Annotated in this window: 15 protein-coding genes; 4 read left to right on the forward strand and 11 right to left on the reverse strand. The window is 55.9% G+C overall.

The features are described from left to right. Window positions 1–12 precede the first annotated feature (12 nt). Together HCH49_RS07295 and HCH49_RS07300 are read right to left on the reverse strand one after the other, a co-directional pair. A complete protein-coding gene (locus HCH49_RS07295; RefSeq protein WP_008500617.1) occupies window positions 13–681 on the reverse strand; it encodes a methionine ABC transporter permease in 669 nt (222 codons plus the stop codon). Continuing rightward, on the reverse strand, window positions 674–1,696 hold the full coding sequence (locus HCH49_RS07300; RefSeq protein ID WP_096150068.1) for a methionine ABC transporter ATP-binding protein: 1,023 nt from the start codon (window positions 1,694–1,696) through the stop codon (window positions 674–676). Before HCH49_RS07300 ends, HCH49_RS07295 begins: the two co-directional genes overlap by 8 nt. 400 nt (window positions 1,697–2,096) lie before the next feature. On the opposite strand from HCH49_RS07300, the gene HCH49_RS07305 reads away from it, so the two are divergent. The 4 genes from HCH49_RS07305 (at window position 2,097) to lpp (ending at window position 6,969) form a co-directional block, all read left to right on the forward strand. Further along, window positions 2,097–3,467, forward strand: coding sequence for a cystathionine beta-synthase (locus tag HCH49_RS07305; protein WP_032657782.1), 1,371 nt, complete (start codon window positions 2,097–2,099; stop codon window positions 3,465–3,467). 11 nt (window positions 3,468–3,478) lie between these two features. Further along, window positions 3,479–4,624 (forward strand): PLP-dependent aspartate aminotransferase family protein, encoded by a 1,146-nt coding sequence (locus HCH49_RS07310; RefSeq protein ID WP_045887795.1) that lies wholly within the window; start codon window positions 3,479–3,481, stop codon window positions 4,622–4,624. Window positions 4,625–5,001: 377 nt separating this feature from the next. Beyond that, entirely contained in the window at window positions 5,002–6,423 is a 1,422-nt protein-coding gene (gene pykF, locus HCH49_RS07315) for a pyruvate kinase PykF (protein WP_029739779.1), read from the forward strand. Window positions 6,424–6,732: 309 nt separating this feature from the next. After that, on the forward strand, window positions 6,733–6,969 hold the full coding sequence (lpp, locus tag HCH49_RS07320) for a murein lipoprotein Lpp (protein WP_010430241.1): 237 nt from the start codon (window positions 6,733–6,735) through the stop codon (window positions 6,967–6,969). A 60-nt stretch (window positions 6,970–7,029) separates the two neighbouring features. Here the strand turns inward: lpp and HCH49_RS07325 are convergent, their stop codons facing one another. The 9 genes from HCH49_RS07325 to HCH49_RS07365 form a co-directional block, all read right to left on the reverse strand. Beyond that, window positions 7,030–8,043 (reverse strand): L,D-transpeptidase family protein, encoded by a 1,014-nt coding sequence (locus HCH49_RS07325; protein WP_221702469.1) that lies wholly within the window; start codon window positions 8,041–8,043, stop codon window positions 7,030–7,032. Window positions 8,044–8,140: 97 nt separating this feature from the next. Beyond that, a complete protein-coding gene (gene sufE, locus HCH49_RS07330; protein WP_063438351.1) occupies window positions 8,141–8,557 on the reverse strand; it encodes a cysteine desulfuration protein SufE in 417 nt (138 codons plus the stop codon). Between the two features lie 14 nt (window positions 8,558–8,571). Further along, window positions 8,572–9,792 (reverse strand): cysteine desulfurase SufS, encoded by a 1,221-nt coding sequence (gene sufS, locus HCH49_RS07335; protein ID WP_064672340.1) that lies wholly within the window; start codon window positions 9,790–9,792, stop codon window positions 8,572–8,574. After that, entirely contained in the window at window positions 9,789–11,060 is a 1,272-nt protein-coding gene (sufD, locus tag HCH49_RS07340; RefSeq protein WP_087822425.1) for a Fe-S cluster assembly protein SufD, read from the reverse strand. The genes sufS and sufD overlap by 4 nt, the downstream gene beginning before the upstream one ends. Further along, complete coding sequence (gene sufC, locus HCH49_RS07345) at window positions 11,035–11,781, reverse strand: Fe-S cluster assembly ATPase SufC (RefSeq protein WP_014831592.1); 747 nt, start codon at window positions 11,779–11,781, stop codon at window positions 11,035–11,037. Before sufC ends, sufD begins: the two co-directional genes overlap by 26 nt. Before the next feature lie 9 nt (window positions 11,782–11,790). Then, entirely contained in the window at window positions 11,791–13,281 is a 1,491-nt protein-coding gene (gene sufB / locus HCH49_RS07350) for a Fe-S cluster assembly protein SufB (RefSeq protein ID WP_221702470.1), read from the reverse strand. An 8-nt stretch (window positions 13,282–13,289) separates the two neighbouring features. After that, window positions 13,290–13,658, reverse strand: a complete 369-nt coding sequence (gene sufA / locus HCH49_RS07355; protein WP_033145301.1) for a Fe-S cluster assembly scaffold SufA — start codon at window positions 13,656–13,658, stop codon at window positions 13,290–13,292. Between the two features lie 313 nt (window positions 13,659–13,971). Beyond that, window positions 13,972–14,700: a MerR family transcriptional regulator gene (locus HCH49_RS07360; RefSeq protein WP_033145300.1), complete on the reverse strand. Its 729-nt coding sequence runs from the start codon at window positions 14,698–14,700 to the stop codon at window positions 13,972–13,974. A 188-nt stretch (window positions 14,701–14,888) separates the two neighbouring features. After that, entirely contained in the window at window positions 14,889–16,109 is a 1,221-nt protein-coding gene (locus tag HCH49_RS07365) for a diguanylate phosphodiesterase (protein WP_032657802.1), read from the reverse strand. Between the last annotated feature and the right edge of the window lie 197 nt (window positions 16,110–16,306).

The following is a 16,306-nucleotide window of genomic DNA, read 5'->3' on the forward strand; positions in this document are numbered from 1 at the left end:
TGTGTGTATTTATTAGCGTTTATCTAACAGTGAAGTAATGACATCGCCGCAGAACTGGATAATGAAAACGATGATCAGAATGGTCACCGTTGCCACCAGCGTGACGTCACCATGGTTGCGCTGGAATCCTTCCAGATAAGCCAGATTTCCCAAACCGCCGGCGCCAATCACCCCCGCCATTGCGCTGTAGCTCACCAGCGCAATGAGCGTCACCGTAATACCCGATACCAGTGCGGGTGATGATTCCGGCAGTAAAACCCGAAACACTAACGTGCTCAGTCGTGCGCCCATCGAGCGCGTTGCTTCGATGACGCCTTTATCCACTTCACGCAGGGCGATCTCCACCAGGCGTGCGTAGAACGGTGCGGCGCCCACAATCAGCGCCGGCAGCGCCGCGTTGGCGCCAAGAATGGTGCCGACGACGGTCTTGGTGAACGGGATCAGCAGGACAATCAAAATGATGAACGGAATAGAGCGGAACACGTTCACCACAATCGAAATCACGCTGTAGACCGTGCGGTTGTGGAACAGCCCGCCGCGCGCGGTTAAAAACAGCGCCAGCCCCAGCACGATGCCCAGCACAAACGTCGCCACGCCGGACAGCGCGGTCATGTATAGCGTCTCCAGCGTCGCCGCCCAGAGCTGATCCCACTTGAGATGCGGAAAGAGATTCTCAGCCATGTTTAATCACCTCGCCTTCAATATCGCTGTGCTGCAGGTCGGCGAGGATATTGTTCAGTTGTTCATCGGATGCCACGACATGCACCCAGAGCTGACCAAACACACCGTGGGCGGTTTGCGTCATTTTCCCGTGCAGGATATTAAACGGCAGGCCGTAGCGCAGGGTCAGTTCACCCACGATCGGCTTATGGGTGCTGTGCCCGGTAAAGGTCAGCCTGATGACCGTGCCTTCCAGATCGTTTGCCAGTTCGGTATTGAAGGTTTCCTCCTCGGCGTACTGGCTCACCTGGCGGACAAACTGCTGCGTAATCGGCTGCTGCGGATGGGTAAAAACGCTCAGTACGTCACCCTCTTCCACCACTTTACCGTTCTCCATCACCGCCACGCGGTCGCAGATTTTGCGCACCACGTGCATCTCGTGGGTGATCAGCACGATGGTCAGCCTGAAGCGGCGGTTAATATCCAGCAGCAGATCGAGGATCTGATCGGTGGTCTGCGGGTCGAGCGCGGAGGTGGCTTCATCGCAGAGCAGCACGTCAGGGCTGTTAGCCAAAGCGCGCGCAATGCCGACGCGCTGCTTTTGCCCGCCGCTCAGCTGGGACGGGTAGGCATTCTCGCGCCCCTTCAGGCCAACCAGATCCACCAACTCGGCGACGCGCGCCTTGATGTTGGCTTTTGGTACACCGGCGATTTGCATCGAGAAAGCGATATTCTCGCTCACCGTGCGCGACCACAGCAGGTTGAAGTGCTGGAACACCATGCTGATTTTCAGGCGCGCCTGGCGCAGCGCTTCACCCTTTGCCGCAGAGATATCCTGTCCGTTAATGGTGACGCTTCCGGCGCTGGGTTTTTCCAGGCCGTTCAGCAGACGAATCAGCGTGCTTTTCCCGGCTCCGCTGTAGCCGATAATTCCGTAAATCTGTCCCTGTTCTATCGTCAAATTGACGTTATCAACGGCAGTCAGCGCGACCTTTCCGTTGTCAAAAACCTTCGAAATATTCCTGAGTACGATCATTCTTATTCTTTATCCGTTTCGCGCATGGCTGTTTAGCAGTATGGATGTCCAAACGATAGTAAACAGGCGTTATCAGCTTTCAAATGAACAAAAAAGAATTTGTTATAACTTTCGGAAATAAACAGCGGATTTACAGGGTGGGAAGCATTTAGATCAATTTCAGCAATGATTATCTGCCGGATGCATATCTGCTGGCAGATGCCCGCTAAAAACGCTCATTTTTTCAGCATTTCCTGCCGATATAGCCATCCTCACATCCAGACAACTTTACGTCTTGCTGTCCTGACATCCAAAAATGGCATTTATATTCTTTTCTGTTCTAAAGAGCAGTGAATGGTTCTTTATTGCGAAAATTTCGCCGCTCTATCATCCCGTCATGACATCCAGAAAGGAAAAAATCATGACGATTTACCATTCCGTCACCGAACTGATTGGCCGTACCCCGCTTATCCAGCTGCACAAGCTTGATACCGGTCCCTGCTCGCTGTTCCTGAAGCTGGAAAACCAGAATCCGGGCGGCTCTATTAAGGATCGCGTTGCGCTGTCGATGATTAACGAAGCGGAGCGTACCGGCCAGCTGCAGCCGGGCGGCACGATTATTGAGGCGACGGCGGGGAATACCGGTCTCGGCCTGGCCCTGATTGCCGCCCAGAAAGGCTACTCGCTGATCCTGGTGGTGCCGGACAAAATGAGCCGCGAGAAGATTTTCCACCTGCGCGCGCTGGGTGCCCAGGTGGTGCTGACCCGCTCCGACGTTAACAAGGGACACCCTGCCTACTACCAGGATTACGCCCAGCGCCTGGCCAACGAGCTGCCCGGCGCGTTTTACATCGACCAGTTCAATAACGAGGCCAACCCGCTGGCGCACCGCACCACCACGGCACCGGAACTGTACGAGCAGCTTGACGGGCGGATCGACGCCATCGTGGTGGGCGTCGGCTCAGGCGGTACGCTGGGCGGCCTGCAGGCGTGGTTCGCCGAGCACTCTCCGCACACGGAGTTTGTCCTGGCAGACCCGGCAGGATCGGTTCTGGCCGACCAGGTGGAAACTGGACGCTATCACGACGCGGGCTCCTGGCTGGTTGAAGGTATTGGCGAAGACTTTATTCCGCCGCTGGCCCACATTGAAGGGGTGAATCGCGCCTGGCGCATCACCGACCGCGAGGCCTTCACCACCGCGCGCGATCTGCTGAAAACGGAAGGCATTCTGGCGGGCTCCTCCAGCGGCACGCTGCTGGCGGCCGCGCTGAAGTATTGCCAGGCGCAGACCGCGCCGAAGCGCGTGGTGACCTTCGCCTGCGACAGCGGCAATAAGTATCTCTCGAAGATGTTCAACGATGACTGGATGCGTCAGCAAGGGCTCATCACGCGCCCTCAGGCCGGCGATCTCTCCGACTATATCGCCCTGCGCCACGATGAAGGCGCCACCGTTACCGCCGCCCCGGACGACACGCTTTCCACCGTACTGGCACGCATGCGCCTGTATGACATCTCCCAGCTGCCGGTGCTGGAGAACGGCAAGGTGGTGGGCATTATCGACGAGTGGGATCTCCTGCGGCACATCGGCGGCGACGGCGACCGCTTCGCGCTTCCGGTGACGGCAGCCATGACGCGTCAGGTGGAGTTTCTTGATAAACACGCCCCGGAAAGCGCCCTTAACGCCATCTTCGACCGCGGTCTGGTGGCCGTGATTAATGACAACGACCGTTTTCTCGGTCTGATTACGCGCAGCGACGTTCTGACCGCCTGGCGCAACCGTCTTCAGCAATAAAGGAATCGATGATGAAAAACCTGGCTACCCTGAGCGTACACAGCGGCGAGTTCAACGACCAGCACGGCGCCGTCATGCCGCCGATATACGCCACCTCAACGTTTGCGCAACCGTCACCCGGCGAGCATACCGGCTATGAGTATTCCCGCAGCGGCAATCCTACCCGCCATGCGCTGGAAACCGCCATCGCCGAACTAGAAGGCGGCACGCGCGGCTACGCCTTCGCCTCCGGTCTGGCGGCCATCTCCACGGTGCTCGAACTGCTGGACAAAGACAGCCATATTGTCGCCATTGATGACGTTTACGGCGGGACGTACCGCCTGATTGAAAACGTGCGCAAGCGCAGCACCGGCCTGCAGGTCAGCTGGGTTAAACCGGACGACTTAGCCGGTCTCGAGGCCGCCATTCGCCCGGATACCCGCATGGTGTGGGTCGAAACGCCAACCAACCCGCTGCTGAAGCTGGCGGATCTGGCGGCCATTGCGGCGATCGCCCGCCGTCATAACGTCATCAGCGTGGCGGATAACACCTTCGCGTCACCGGTGATCCACCGTCCGCTGGAGTCGGGTTTCGATATCGTGGTGCACTCCGCCACCAAATATCTGAACGGCCACTCTGACGTGGTGGCCGGGCTGGCGATTGTCGGGGACAACAGGGAACTGGCGGATAAGCTGGGCTATCTGCAAAACGCGGTAGGCGGCGTACTGGATCCGTTCAGCAGCTTCCTGACGCTGCGCGGTATTCGCACGCTTGCTTTGAGGGTAGAAAAGCACAGCACCAACGCGCTGGCGATTGCGCAATGGCTGGAGCAGCATCCTCTGGTCGAAAAGGTGTTCTATCCCGGCCTGGAATCGCATCCGCAATATCAACTTGCCCGCACGCAGATGGCTCTGCCCGGCGGGATGATTTCCGTGGTGGTAAAAGGCGATGCGCAACGCGCCACCGAGGTGATTCGCAACCTGAAGCTGTTCACCCTCGCGGAAAGCCTCGGCGGTGTGGAAAGTCTGGTGAGCCAGCCTTACAGCATGACGCACGCCTCGATTCCGCTGGAGCAACGCCTGGCAAACGGCATTGTGCCGCAGCTGATCCGTCTGTCAGTCGGGATTGAAGATCCGAAAGACCTGATTGCCGATCTCAGCCAGGCGCTGCAAAAATAAGCAAAACGCGGCAGGTCAATCACCTGCCGCCATAAGTTGTCATCATGGCTTAACGCCTTGATAACAATATTATGTGAAACTGCACAGATTATTTCTGAAACACCGTTTCCATTTTCCTTTTATCTTAAAATCAGCGTATAATGCGCGCCTAATCCCTGGTGAATGGTTTCAGCGCTTGGAATACAAAAAACAACGTACAACTTCTCCTCTCCTTCGTTGGGCTGTCACTCAGGCACACTTTCTTCTGCACGCTCATTTGATGTCTCCTATCCTTAGTGCGTGTCATATACTCTTTTGCAACACAGGTTTGACTCCGCGGCGGTGCGCCCCCGGAGCGAGATTTCCATATCCTTCCCAACTTAAAGACTAAGACTGTCATGAAAAAGACGAAAATTGTTTGTACTATCGGCCCGAAAACCGAATCTGAAGAGATGCTGACCAAAATGCTGGACGCCGGCATGAACGTGATGCGTCTGAACTTCTCCCACGGTGATTACGCTGAACACGGTCAGCGTATCCAGAACTTGCGCAACGTAATGAGCAAGACCGGTAAAAAAGCTGCGATCCTGCTGGATACCAAAGGTCCAGAAATCCGCACCATCAAACTGGAAGGCGGTAACGACGTCTCTCTGAAAGCGGGCCAGACCTTCACCTTCACCACCGACAAATCCGTTGTCGGCAACAGCGAAATCGTTGCAGTGACCTATGAAGGCTTCACCAACGACCTGTCCGTCGGTAACACCGTGCTGGTAGACGATGGTCTGATCGGTATGGAAGTCACCGCCATCGAAGGCAACAAGGTTATCTGTAAAGTGCTGAACAACGGCGACCTGGGCGAAAACAAAGGCGTTAACCTGCCGGGCGTCTCTATCGCACTGCCAGCACTGGCTGAAAAAGACAAACAGGACCTGATCTTCGGTTGCGAACAAGGCGTTGACTTTGTTGCGGCCTCCTTCATCCGTAAGCGTTCAGACGTGGTTGAAATTCGTGAGCACCTGAAAGCCCACGGCGGCGAGAAGATCCAGATCATCTCCAAAATTGAAAACCAGGAAGGCCTGAACAACTTCGACGAAATCCTCGAAGCGTCTGACGGCATCATGGTTGCACGTGGCGACCTGGGCGTAGAAATCCCGGTTGAAGAAGTGATCTTCGCGCAGAAGATGATGATCGAGAAATGTGTTCGCGCGCGTAAAGTGGTTATCACCGCAACGCAGATGCTGGACTCCATGATCAAAAACCCACGCCCAACCCGCGCAGAAGCAGGCGACGTGGCTAACGCCATCCTCGACGGTACTGATGCCGTTATGCTGTCAGGCGAATCCGCAAAAGGTAAATATCCGCTGGAAGCGGTGTCCATCATGGCCACCATCTGCGAACGTACCGACCGCGTAATGAAAAGCCGTCTGGACTACAACAACGACAGCCGCAAGCTGCGCATCACCGAAGCGGTATGCCGTGGTGCAGTAGAAACGGCTGAGAAACTGGAAGCACCGCTGATCGTGGTTGCCACCCAGGGCGGTAAATCTGCTCGCGCGGTGCGTAAATACTTCCCGGATGCGACTATCCTGGCGCTGACCACCAACGAAACCACGGCTCGTCAGCTGGTGCTGAGCAAAGGCGTGATCCCTCACCTGGTGAAAGAGATCGCGTCTACGGATGATTTCTACCGTCTGGGTAAAGAAGTCGCTCTGGAGCTGGTTGATCGTGGTCTGGCACAGAAAGGTGACGTTGTGGTCATGGTTTCTGGCGCGCTGGTACCAAGCGGAACTACCAATACCGCATCTGTTCACGTGCTGTAATAATTCCCGAACGAATTAATTTTGATAAAAAGCGCCCTCCGGGCGCTTTTTTTATTCCTGGCATTAGCTAAAGTCATTCAAATTGCAAATCGGGTTTTTCTATTTAATTGCGAATTATCTAAGATGAATCCGATGATAAATGCCTTTTTTTACATAGATTTTTGCTCAAAAAGGGCCGATTCGATGCTTCTTTGAGCGAACGATCAAAAATAGGTGTATTCCCATCAAAAAAATATTCTCAACCCAAAAAACTTTGTGTAATACTTGTAACGCTACATGGAGATTAACTCAATCTAGAGGGTATTAATAATGAATCGTACTAAACTGGTACTGGGCGCGGTAATCCTGGGTTCTACTCTGCTGGCTGGTTGCTCCAGCAACGCTAAAATCGATCAGCTGTCTTCTGACGTTCAGACTCTGAACGCTAAAGTTGACCAGCTGAGCAACGACGTGAACGCAATCCGTTCCGACGTTCAGGCTGCTAAAGACGACGCAGCTCGCGCTAACCAGCGTCTGGACAACCAGGCTACTAAATACCGTAAGTAATAGTACCTGTTAATAAAATGGCGCACATTGTGCGCCATTTTTTTTGCCTGCGTCAAACGGCTACTGCGTCACCTTCTCCCCTTCATCCTCCGCTACCGCAGCGGACACCCGACTGTTCTGCACCGATAACACGCTATTGCTGGCCGACGGGACGCTCCCTGACGACACGATAACCGGGATCCCGGCGCGGCGTGACAGAGCTTTCTCAATCAGAGCCTTATCGCTTCCCGCCTGAGAAACAAAGGTCGCAAAGTCTGCGGAATGGGTAATGGGCGAGACCTGCGGGTTTTCTCCCTCAGCCTGCGCCAGCGGGCGATGGACTTCAATATAGCGTTTGCCATCCGGCTCCACGGAGAACTTCACGGGTTCATTGATAATCTGTACCCGCGTGCCAACCCGCACCTGTTCGAACAGGGCTTTAATGTCCGGGGCGTTCATCCGCATACAGCCGGAGCTGACGCGCAGGCCAACGCTGTCCGGCGCGCTGGTGCCGTGGATGAGATATTCCCCGTTGCCCACGCCTAAACGCAGTGCGAAACGTCCCAGCGGGTTATTTGGCCCGGCAGGTACCACCGGCGGTAATTTAATTCCCTGCTCCAGAGAGCGGGCTCTGATGCCCGGCGTGGGCGTCCAGGTGGGATTCGGGATTTTCTGGCTTACGCGCGTGGTCGTGACCGGTGTTTCCAGCCCCAGCTGTCCGATACCGAGCGGGAAGACCTGAACGATGTTTTCTCCCGGCGGGAAGTAGTAGAGCCGCAGCTCAGCGAGGTTCACCACAATCCCCTCGCGCGGCGTGTCCGGCAGCAGCATCTGCGACGGGATGGTAATGACGGTTCCCGGCGCCGGGTTTACCGGCGCAATGGTATTGTTCGTTTCCAGAATCACCTGCGCCGCGGTATTAAACCGGCGGGCGATGGTCTGCAGCTTATTATCCCCTTCCTGTATCGTGTAGGTTTGATTTTGCCCAATCAGGCGACTGCCTGCGGGCGGCAACGGATAGTCCATCGCGCGGGCCGAATTAAGTGCGCCGAGCGAACTGAGGAGTAATAGAGTTATGAGAGACGCGCGCTTCATGCTGAGATTCCTTATTCACTGGCAGGACGCCAGAAAGCTGAAAAACCAGCGAGGCGGGAACCACCTCGCGAAACAGAATGAATGCTGTTCTGTAATTCTAGCTAAGGATTGCAGCTTTGGCGCGAATCGCGCGAATCATCGCTTCCAGTCCCTGGGAACGAGACGGGGTGAGGTGTTGGGTCAGGGCCATTTTTTCAAACCACGGGCGGACATCGAACGCGACAATGTCCTGCGCCGACATCTGGTGATAGAGAATAAAGACGACCGCAATAAGCCCTTTCACAATGGCCGCATCGCTGTCGCCGTGCAGTGCTATCGTGCCGTCGTCAGACTGTTCCATCACAATCCACACCTGGCTCTGACAGCCCTGAATAATATTTTCCGGGTTATGCGCCTCTTCACCGAGCGGCGGCAGACGCTGCCCCAGCTCGATGATATACAGGTACTTCTCTTCCCAGTTTGCGCAACGCCCAAAGTTGCGCAGCAATTTGTCTCTGTCCGGCAGTTCTGCCATCTTTCGCCTCTCCGTTAGCCCAGCAGCTGGTGAATGCGCTTAAGCCCCGCCACCAGCCTGTCGACCTCTTCCGTTGTGTTGTACATCACCAGCGACGCGCGGCACATTGCCGGCACCTGGTAAAACGCCATCAGCGGCATGGCGCAGTGGTGCCCGGTACGGACCGCCACGCCGTAGTTATCGAGGAAACTGCCCACGTCATAGGCGTGATGTTTCCCGAGATTGAACGCAATCACCCCTTGTCGGTCGGCAGGCCCATAGAGGGTCAGATCCGGCACGCTGGCAAGCTCGGCAAGCGCATAGTGCATCAGCAGCTGTTCGTACTCCTGAATGCTCTGAAGGCCGATTGCGGAGACGTAGGAAACCGCCGCCCCCAGCCCGATAATCCCGCCGGTATTGGGCGTGCCCGCCTCAAAACGCCACGGCGCGCGCGCATAGGTGGTGCCTTCCGTCAGGCTAACGGTGGCGATCATCGATCCGCCCCCTTCCCACGGCGGCATCGCCTGCAGGATGTCTTCTTTCACGTACAGCACGCCAATCCCGGTCGGCCCATAGAGCTTGTGGCCTGAAAAGACGTAGAAATCGCAGTCCAGCGCCTGAACGTCTACCGCGTGGTGCATCACCGCCTGAGCGCCGTCAATCAGCACCTTCGCGCCGGCCTGGTGGGCTTTTTCGATAATCTCTGCCACCGGGTTTTCCGTCCCCAGCACGTTGGAGACCTGGGTGACCGCCACCAGCCGCGTGCGGTCATCCAGCAGTGCGTCGAGCTGCTCGAGCTGCAGCGTCCCGTCAAGGTTAAGCGGAATGACCCGCAGCTGCGCGCCAACGCGCTCACAGAGCATCTGCCACGGCACGATATTGGCGTGGTGCTCCATCTGGGTGATGATAATATTATCCCCCGCGTGGACCTGCGCGTTGCCCCAGCTGTTAGCGACAAGGTTGATCCCTTCGGTAGTTCCGCGCACGAAGACCAGCTCTTCAGGCGATTTCGCATTGAGGAAGGCGGCAATTTGCGTGCGCACGTTTTCCATACGCTGGGTCGCCTCGGCGCTCAGGGTATGAATACCGCGATGCACGGCGGCGTAGCCGTGGCGATAAAACTCGGCTTCCGCATCCACTACCGGGTTAGGCTTCTGCGCGCTGGCCGCGCTGTCCAGATAGGCCAGAGGAAGACCGTTTACTTCACGGGTCAGAACCGGAAAATCTGCCCGTACTTTCTCGACGGGAAAACTCATGCTTCGCCTCCAGGCAGACGCTGACCGATACGCGCCAGCACCTGCTGTTTCAACTGACCATCGTTCAGCGCTTCCGTCAGTTCGGCGGCAAACGCATAGATAATCATTTTCTGCGCCGCCTGCTGGTCGATACCGCGGGAACGCAGGTAGAACATCTGCTCGTCGTCGATGCGCCCGACCGTCGCACCGTGGCTGCACTTCACGTCGTCGGCGTAGATCTCCAGCTGCGGTTTGGTGTCCACTTCCGCCAGGCGACCTAACAGCAGATTGTTGTTGGTCATCTGACCGTCGGTTTTAATGGCGTGCTGCGCCACGTTAATCAGTCCGTTAAACACCGCGCGCCCTTTATCACTCACGATAGTTTTGTGCAGCTGGCGGCTGTTGCAGTAGCCTTTGTTGTGCTCAAGCCAGGTGCGCGTGTCGCACACTTCAGATTTAACCGGCATCGCCAGGCTGTTGATGCGCAGCGTGGTGTTTTCACCGTTAAGCTGCGTGCTGGTGTTGTGGCGCAATACCGACCCGCCGAGCAGGAAGCTGTGGCTGTACGCCGCGGCATCCTGACCCAGCACAATGTCGTTATGGGCAAAGTGGTGGCTCTGCGCATTCTCAAACGCCAGCTTGACGTGGTGAAGCTGGGCATTGGCGGCAACGTTCATCGTCAGACGCGATCCGGTAAAGTGCCGGATATCGTTGAGGCTGACGTAATGTTCGATTACCGTGGCCTCCGCCCCCTCCGCCAGCTCAAGATGGTGGCGATAGTGCGCGGTGTTGATTTCGTCGCCGTCCAGACCCTGGGTGATGTGCATCAGCAGCAGCGGTTTTGCCGGACGCTGGTTACGCTTCACGCGGATATGCGTCACGCTGCGGGCCAGGCTCTCGGTCAGGTGCAGGAAAACCTCAGGCTGAACCGGGGCGCTCAGGGGCTGGCGATCGTCGTTTATCTCAATCTCAAATCCGCTCCCCTGAAGGTCGTCGCTCAGCTCCGGACGGAACTCACCGTCGACAAACACCAGGCGCACGGCATCCACGTTTACGGCCAGCGCGTCACGCTGCGCCGGGGTGAGATCTGCCAGACGGGTCACGAACTCGGCGTTCAGCAGGCCGTCAAGCGGGGTGTATTTCCAGTTCTCATGCTTACGCGTCGGCAGGCCGAGACGCAGCATCTGCTGCAGATGCTGCTGCGCCTGCTCAGAGCGCGTGCCGCCCTGGGCTTCAAACAGCCGGTGCCACTGCTGGAGCGCATTACTGCTGTTCGGTAAGCCAGCCATAGCCCTGCTCCTCCAGTTGTTTAACCAGCGTGAAATCACCGGATTTCACAATACGCCCCTGGTAAAGCACGTGAACGTAATCCGGCTTGATGTAGTCCAGAATGCGCTGGTAGTGGGTGACGATAATGAACGAACGCTTGCCGTCACGCAGGGAATTCACGCCGTCAGCGACAATCTTCAGGGCGTCGATATCCAGACCGGAGTCGGTCTCATCCAGAATGCACAGCTCGGGCTCCAGCACCGCCATCTGCAGAATGTCGTTACGCTTTTTCTCGCCGCCGGAAAAGCCAACGTTCACCGAACGGGTCAGCAGATCTTCCGGCATCTTCAGCAGCTTGATCTTCTCTTCCATCAGGTCCTGGAAGTCAAAGCGGTCCAGCGCCTCCAGGCCGCGATACTTGCGCACCGCATTCAGCGCCGTCTGCAGGAAGAACTGGTTGCTGACGCCCGGAATTTCGACCGGGTACTGGAAGGCCATGAAGATGCCCTCTCCCGCGCGGTCTTCCGGCGACATCTCCAGCAGATCTTTGCCGTTAAACTCCACCGAGCCGTGGGTTACCTCATAATCTTCGCGCCCCGCCAGCGTCGCAGAAAGCGTACTTTTTCCGGAGCCGTTCGGCCCCATGATGGCGTGGACTTCACCCGGCTTAACGTCAAAATTGAGGCCACGCAGGATGGCTTTGTCTTCTACGCTAACCTGTAAATCTTTAATGCTTAACATGTGCTTTCCTTAACCGACGCTGTGTTCAAGACTAATGGCGAGGAGTTTCTGGGCTTCAACGGCAAATTCCAGCGGCAGTTCAGAGAACACGTCCTTACAGAAGCCGTTAACGATCATCGAGATGGCGTCTTCTTCGCTGATCCCGCGCTGCAGGCAGTAGAAGAGCTGATCTTCCCCAATCCGCGACGTCGTCGCCTCGTGCTCAAGCTGGGCCGTGTTGTTACGGCACTCGACGTACGGGAAGGTATGCGCCCCGCAGTCGGCACCGATCAGCATCGAGTCACACTGGGTAAAGTTTCTCGCATTGGTGGCCGTCGGCATGATTTTCACCAGCCCGCGATAGCTGTTCTGGCTATGCCCGGCGGAAATCCCTTTCGAGATGATGGTTGATTTGGTGTTTTTACCTATGTGGATCATCTTGGTGCCGGTATCGGCCTGCTGATGGCCGCTGGTCAGCGCCACCGAGTAAAACTCGCCGATGGAGTTATCCCCGCGCAGAATGCAGCTCGGGTATTTCCAGGTGATGGCAGAGCCGGTTTCAGACTGGGTCCACGACATCTTGCTGTTTACGCCTTCGCACAGCGCGCGCTTGGTGACGAAGTTCAGGATACCGCCGGTATTGCCGTCGCCCGGGAACCAGTTTTGCACCGTGGAGTATTTCACCTCGGCGTCTTTGTGGATGATGACCTCCACCACCGCCGCGTGCAGCTGGTAGCTGTCGCGGACCGGGGCGGAGCACCCTTCGATATAGCTGACGTAGCTGCCTTCATCCGCAACCAGAATCGTGCGTTCGAACTGGCCGGTTTTTTCGGCATTGATGCGGAAATAGGTGGACAGCTCCATCGGGCAGCGCACGCCTTTCGGCACATAGATAAAGGTGCCGTCAGAGGCTACCGCCGCGTTGAGCGCCGCAAAGAAGTTGTCGTTAGAAGGCACCACGGTCCCAATGTATTTTTTCACCAGTTCCGGATGATCGTGAATCGCTTCGCCGAAGGAGCAGAAAATGATCCCCTGCTCTGCCAGCTTCTCGCGGTAGGTGGTTGCCACCGAGACGGAGTCGAAAATGGCGTCCACCGCCACCTCTTTCCCCTCACGCACGGGCACGCCAAGCTGGTTAAAGGCTTCTTCCACCTCTTTGCTGAGGAAACTGTTCTCCGCACCGGTTTGCTGCACCGCGCCGGGCTGCGAGGCGCAGGTATCGTCACAGCTGCCACAGGAGGGCGCAGAATAGTAGCTGTAATCCTGATAGTTCAGCTTGTCGTAGTGCGCTTTCAGCCAGTGCGGTTCTTCCATCTCCAGCCAGGCGCGGAAGGCGCTCAGGCGGAACTCCAGCATCCACCCGGGCTCGTTGCGTTTCGCTGAGATCGCCCGCACGACATCTTCGTTGATGCCTTTCGCCAGCTCATCGGTCTGCAACTGGGTGAAGAACCCCTCTTTATAGTTGAGGTGCCCACCGCCCCAGGTATTTACTTCACTCGTTGCTTCAGTATTACGAGACATAGTACCGCCTATACCCCAAAGCTTTCGCCGCAGCCGCATTCGTTCTGGGCTTTCGGGTTATGAAATTTGAATAACTGGTTTAAGCCTTCGCGGACGTAGTCCACTTCGGTGCCGTCAATAAACGGCATGGCCTGCAGCGCGACGTACAGCTTCGCGCCGTCAGTCTCGAACACCAGGTCATCTTTCTCGGGTTCGGTGACGGTATCGAGCACGTAGCCGAAACCCGCGCAGCCGGTCTGTTTGACGCCTAAACGCACGCCAAGGATCTCGGGCTTTTTCGCCACCAGATCGTGAATATGTGCCGCCGCCGCTGGCGTGAGCGTTAAGCCGCGCCAGGCAAAATCGGCAGGATTAAAGGTTTCTGAATGCAGTTCCATAGGTCCACCTCATCTGATAAGCCATCAGGGCATAACACCATGTTAGTGATAACGATTATCACTTCAACCCTCTGTCAGCAGGGGCATTCGGCTAAACCGCCCTTTTTGCCTACTTTTATTAAGCATAGACCCTGTGAGAGGATGCAGTCAGGATGGATGTATTTGTTCAATGCATTGATTAATAATGCATTTCGTCGCGGCATTTATGACAGGGAAGAGAAAAGTAAAATATGCATCGGAAATGCCTATTTTTGAGATAGCTTTTGCTCAGAAAATGACAAAAACAAAAAAAGGCCCTCAAGGCCTCTGTTAATCAGTGATGAAATGAGACAGCAAACCCCTGTTCACGCCAGTGGTCGAGCTGTTCCTGCTGGCGAGGCGTTGGGGATTTCCCCGTCCAGACGAAGATTTTTTGCCCAGGGAACAGTTCAGGACGCGGCGAATCAATAGGTTCCGCCAGGACGTCAATGTGCCAGCCCTTCTGCGATAAGCGCGCGGCTTCCAGCCACAGGTGGGTGCGGTCATCGCATTCCCAGCCAATCAGAAGCGCGTCTTTACCGGCTTTTTTGCGGGATTCCGCCAGGCTTGCAATCGCGAATTCGATCAGGACGCCGTCAAACAGGCTCGCCATGTGACGCACGGTGTTTTGATCCTGATTCATGCGCTGACGAACGGGAGAAATAATATTGTCAATCAGCGCATCTATCGCGTGATCGCGGCGGAATTCGCCCATTTTGGCGCGCAGCTTTGCCGGGCTGGCGTAACGCAGAACGGTCATCATCTCTTCCTGGAACGAGACCCAGTTGCCCTGAGTCAATACTTCTTTGTTTTCCAGCAAGGCTTTGACTTTTCCGACCGAGACGCCGCTTTTCATCAGGCGCTTGATCTCTTCTATGCGGAGGATATCTTCATCGTCAAACTGACGATGACCCCCTTCGCTGCGCTGCGGCTTCAACAATCCATAACGGCGCTGCCAGGCACGCAGCGTAACGGGGTTGATACCGCATCGTTCGGCCACTTCGCCGATACTGTAATAGGCCATTAACTCCCTCACGCTCAGAACTTCCATACCTAACTGCACCAACCTTATCAGATTGTACACACCATTTGTATAACTAAGACCGCATTTTGCTCAGGTGAATGGGCTACTCCTCCCTTCACCTGTTAATACATTGTTGTATAAAAATTACCATTCGTACAGTTAACTCTGCCGTAAGGTGTACAGCTTTATCAGAAATCGAACTTTTTCTCCGGCCACGCAATCGCGGGAATACCGCCGTGTCGCGGGCTGGCAAAAAGATGTCCCTGGAACTGGGAAATCCCGGCGGATTCCAGCCACATCCACTCTTCAGCCTTCTCTACTCCTACCGCGCAGAACTGGATCTCAAGCGAGGAGCAGCATTTAATAATCGCCTGAATAATGGCCTGTCGGGGGCCACTTTTATGCACGTTCGCGACCAGATCGCGATTAATCTTAATTCTGTCCGGCTGGAACTGCGCCAGCAGCTGCAGCCCGGCAAAACCGGCGCCAAAGTGATCGATCGTCACGCTGATACCCGCGCTTTTTAACTGCCTGACCGAATCCGTGAATTCATCAAAACGGGAAATGGCTTCGCTCTCGGTGAACTCCACCACAATTTGCTCGGGTACAAACCCATTGGCTTCAATCGCGGTGAGCAGGAAATCCACGGCGTTGGGAATGTTGACCAGCGTCATGGGCCGCAGGTTGAGGGATAACGTCTGGTCCTGGAGCCCCAGCGCGCTGGCCATGGAGAGCGCCACCTGCTTGCTGTGTAAATCAGAGGCGTACACCTCGTCACGCGGCAGATTAGCAAAGTAATCTCCCGGTGCGCCGCCGTCAGGCGTGCGGAGAAGCGCCTCCCAGGAGACGACCTGCTGCATAAACGGATCGACTATCGGCTGGAACGCAAAGCTGCAATCCGCCCCTTTCGCGACCACTTCGGGCTGCGCGGACAGGCGCGTTTCTTCGCGAACGAACTCCCAGGAATCCGCAGGCGGCAGTTCAAAATAGTTCGCTTTTTCCGTGGCCTCGACAAAGGTGCGGAAAAACTGCAGCGGGCGGTCATTATACGTCAGCTGATAGCGTGTCGTCCCCCTGTTGAGCACCTGCTGCAGCACTTCGTCCCTGTCGAAGTGGCGCAAATCAAAAAGCTCCATGCCCACGTTGCCAAAACGCCGGACAGGTCCGTGATCGCGCATCAGCTCCACCACGTTATGGTGGCGCGGGTCGTTGCAGATCTGCTCATAGATAGCAGAGACGTGTTCCACTGGCCCTTCAAGCAGCTGAAAAAAATGTGTGCCGTTAAACAGCAGGATCCCCGTGACGTTGGATTGCCGGTTTTTACTATTTGCTGCAGCGACCATGGCTTCCAGCGCTTTCACTGGAACGTCCTCGCAGATATGGCTGCGGTAAATGATGGTTGTGAGCATGCGATTCCTGGGGTTAGGGTTTTGGCCACAAAAAGGTGGATAAGTATCATTTATAGCACATTCATTGCCTGACAAATAATTTACATCTCAATCATTTACGGCAGTTAATGAAACATTTTTCTGCGCTGTACAACTTACCAGTGTCAGACCTTTTTGTACAATATATCCTGTAACATTACCGGTTCATACCAACTAAT

Source organism: Enterobacter sp. Y17, from assembly GCF_019730495.1.
Taxonomy (GTDB): Bacteria; Pseudomonadota; Gammaproteobacteria; order Enterobacterales; family Enterobacteriaceae; genus Enterobacter; species Enterobacter asburiae_B.

What these genes read in the sequence shown, in the direction of transcription:
- HCH49_RS07300 (WP_096150068.1), bottom strand. Translation starts at nt 1,696, where the DNA reads ATGATCGTACTCAGGAATATTTCGAAGGTTTTTGACAACGGAAAGGTC.
- lpp (WP_010430241.1), top strand. Translation starts at nt 6,733, where the DNA reads ATGAATCGTACTAAACTGGTACTGGGCGCGGTAATCCTGGGTTCTACT.
- sufC (WP_014831592.1), bottom strand. Translation starts at nt 11,781, where the DNA reads ATGTTAAGCATTAAAGATTTACAGGTTAGCGTAGAAGACAAAGCCATC.
- HCH49_RS07305 (WP_032657782.1), top strand. Translation starts at nt 2,097, where the DNA reads ATGACGATTTACCATTCCGTCACCGAACTGATTGGCCGTACCCCGCTT.
- HCH49_RS07360 (WP_033145300.1), bottom strand. Translation starts at nt 14,700, where the DNA reads ATGGCCTATTACAGTATCGGCGAAGTGGCCGAACGATGCGGTATCAAC.
- sufE (WP_063438351.1), bottom strand. Translation starts at nt 8,557, where the DNA reads ATGGCAGAACTGCCGGACAGAGACAAATTGCTGCGCAACTTTGGGCGT.
- HCH49_RS07365 (WP_032657802.1), bottom strand. Translation starts at nt 16,109, where the DNA reads ATGCTCACAACCATCATTTACCGCAGCCATATCTGCGAGGACGTTCCA.
- sufA (WP_033145301.1), bottom strand. Translation starts at nt 13,658, where the DNA reads ATGGAACTGCATTCAGAAACCTTTAATCCTGCCGATTTTGCCTGGCGC.
- HCH49_RS07325 (WP_221702469.1), bottom strand. Translation starts at nt 8,043, where the DNA reads ATGAAGCGCGCGTCTCTCATAACTCTATTACTCCTCAGTTCGCTCGGC.
- HCH49_RS07310 (WP_045887795.1), top strand. Translation starts at nt 3,479, where the DNA reads ATGAAAAACCTGGCTACCCTGAGCGTACACAGCGGCGAGTTCAACGAC.
- pykF (WP_029739779.1), top strand. Translation starts at nt 5,002, where the DNA reads ATGAAAAAGACGAAAATTGTTTGTACTATCGGCCCGAAAACCGAATCT.
- sufD (WP_087822425.1), bottom strand. Translation starts at nt 11,060, where the DNA reads ATGGCTGGCTTACCGAACAGCAGTAATGCGCTCCAGCAGTGGCACCGG.
- sufS (WP_064672340.1), bottom strand. Translation starts at nt 9,792, where the DNA reads ATGAGTTTTCCCGTCGAGAAAGTACGGGCAGATTTTCCGGTTCTGACC.
- sufB (WP_221702470.1), bottom strand. Translation starts at nt 13,281, where the DNA reads ATGTCTCGTAATACTGAAGCAACGAGTGAAGTAAATACCTGGGGCGGT.
- HCH49_RS07295 (WP_008500617.1), bottom strand. Translation starts at nt 681, where the DNA reads ATGGCTGAGAATCTCTTTCCGCATCTCAAGTGGGATCAGCTCTGGGCG.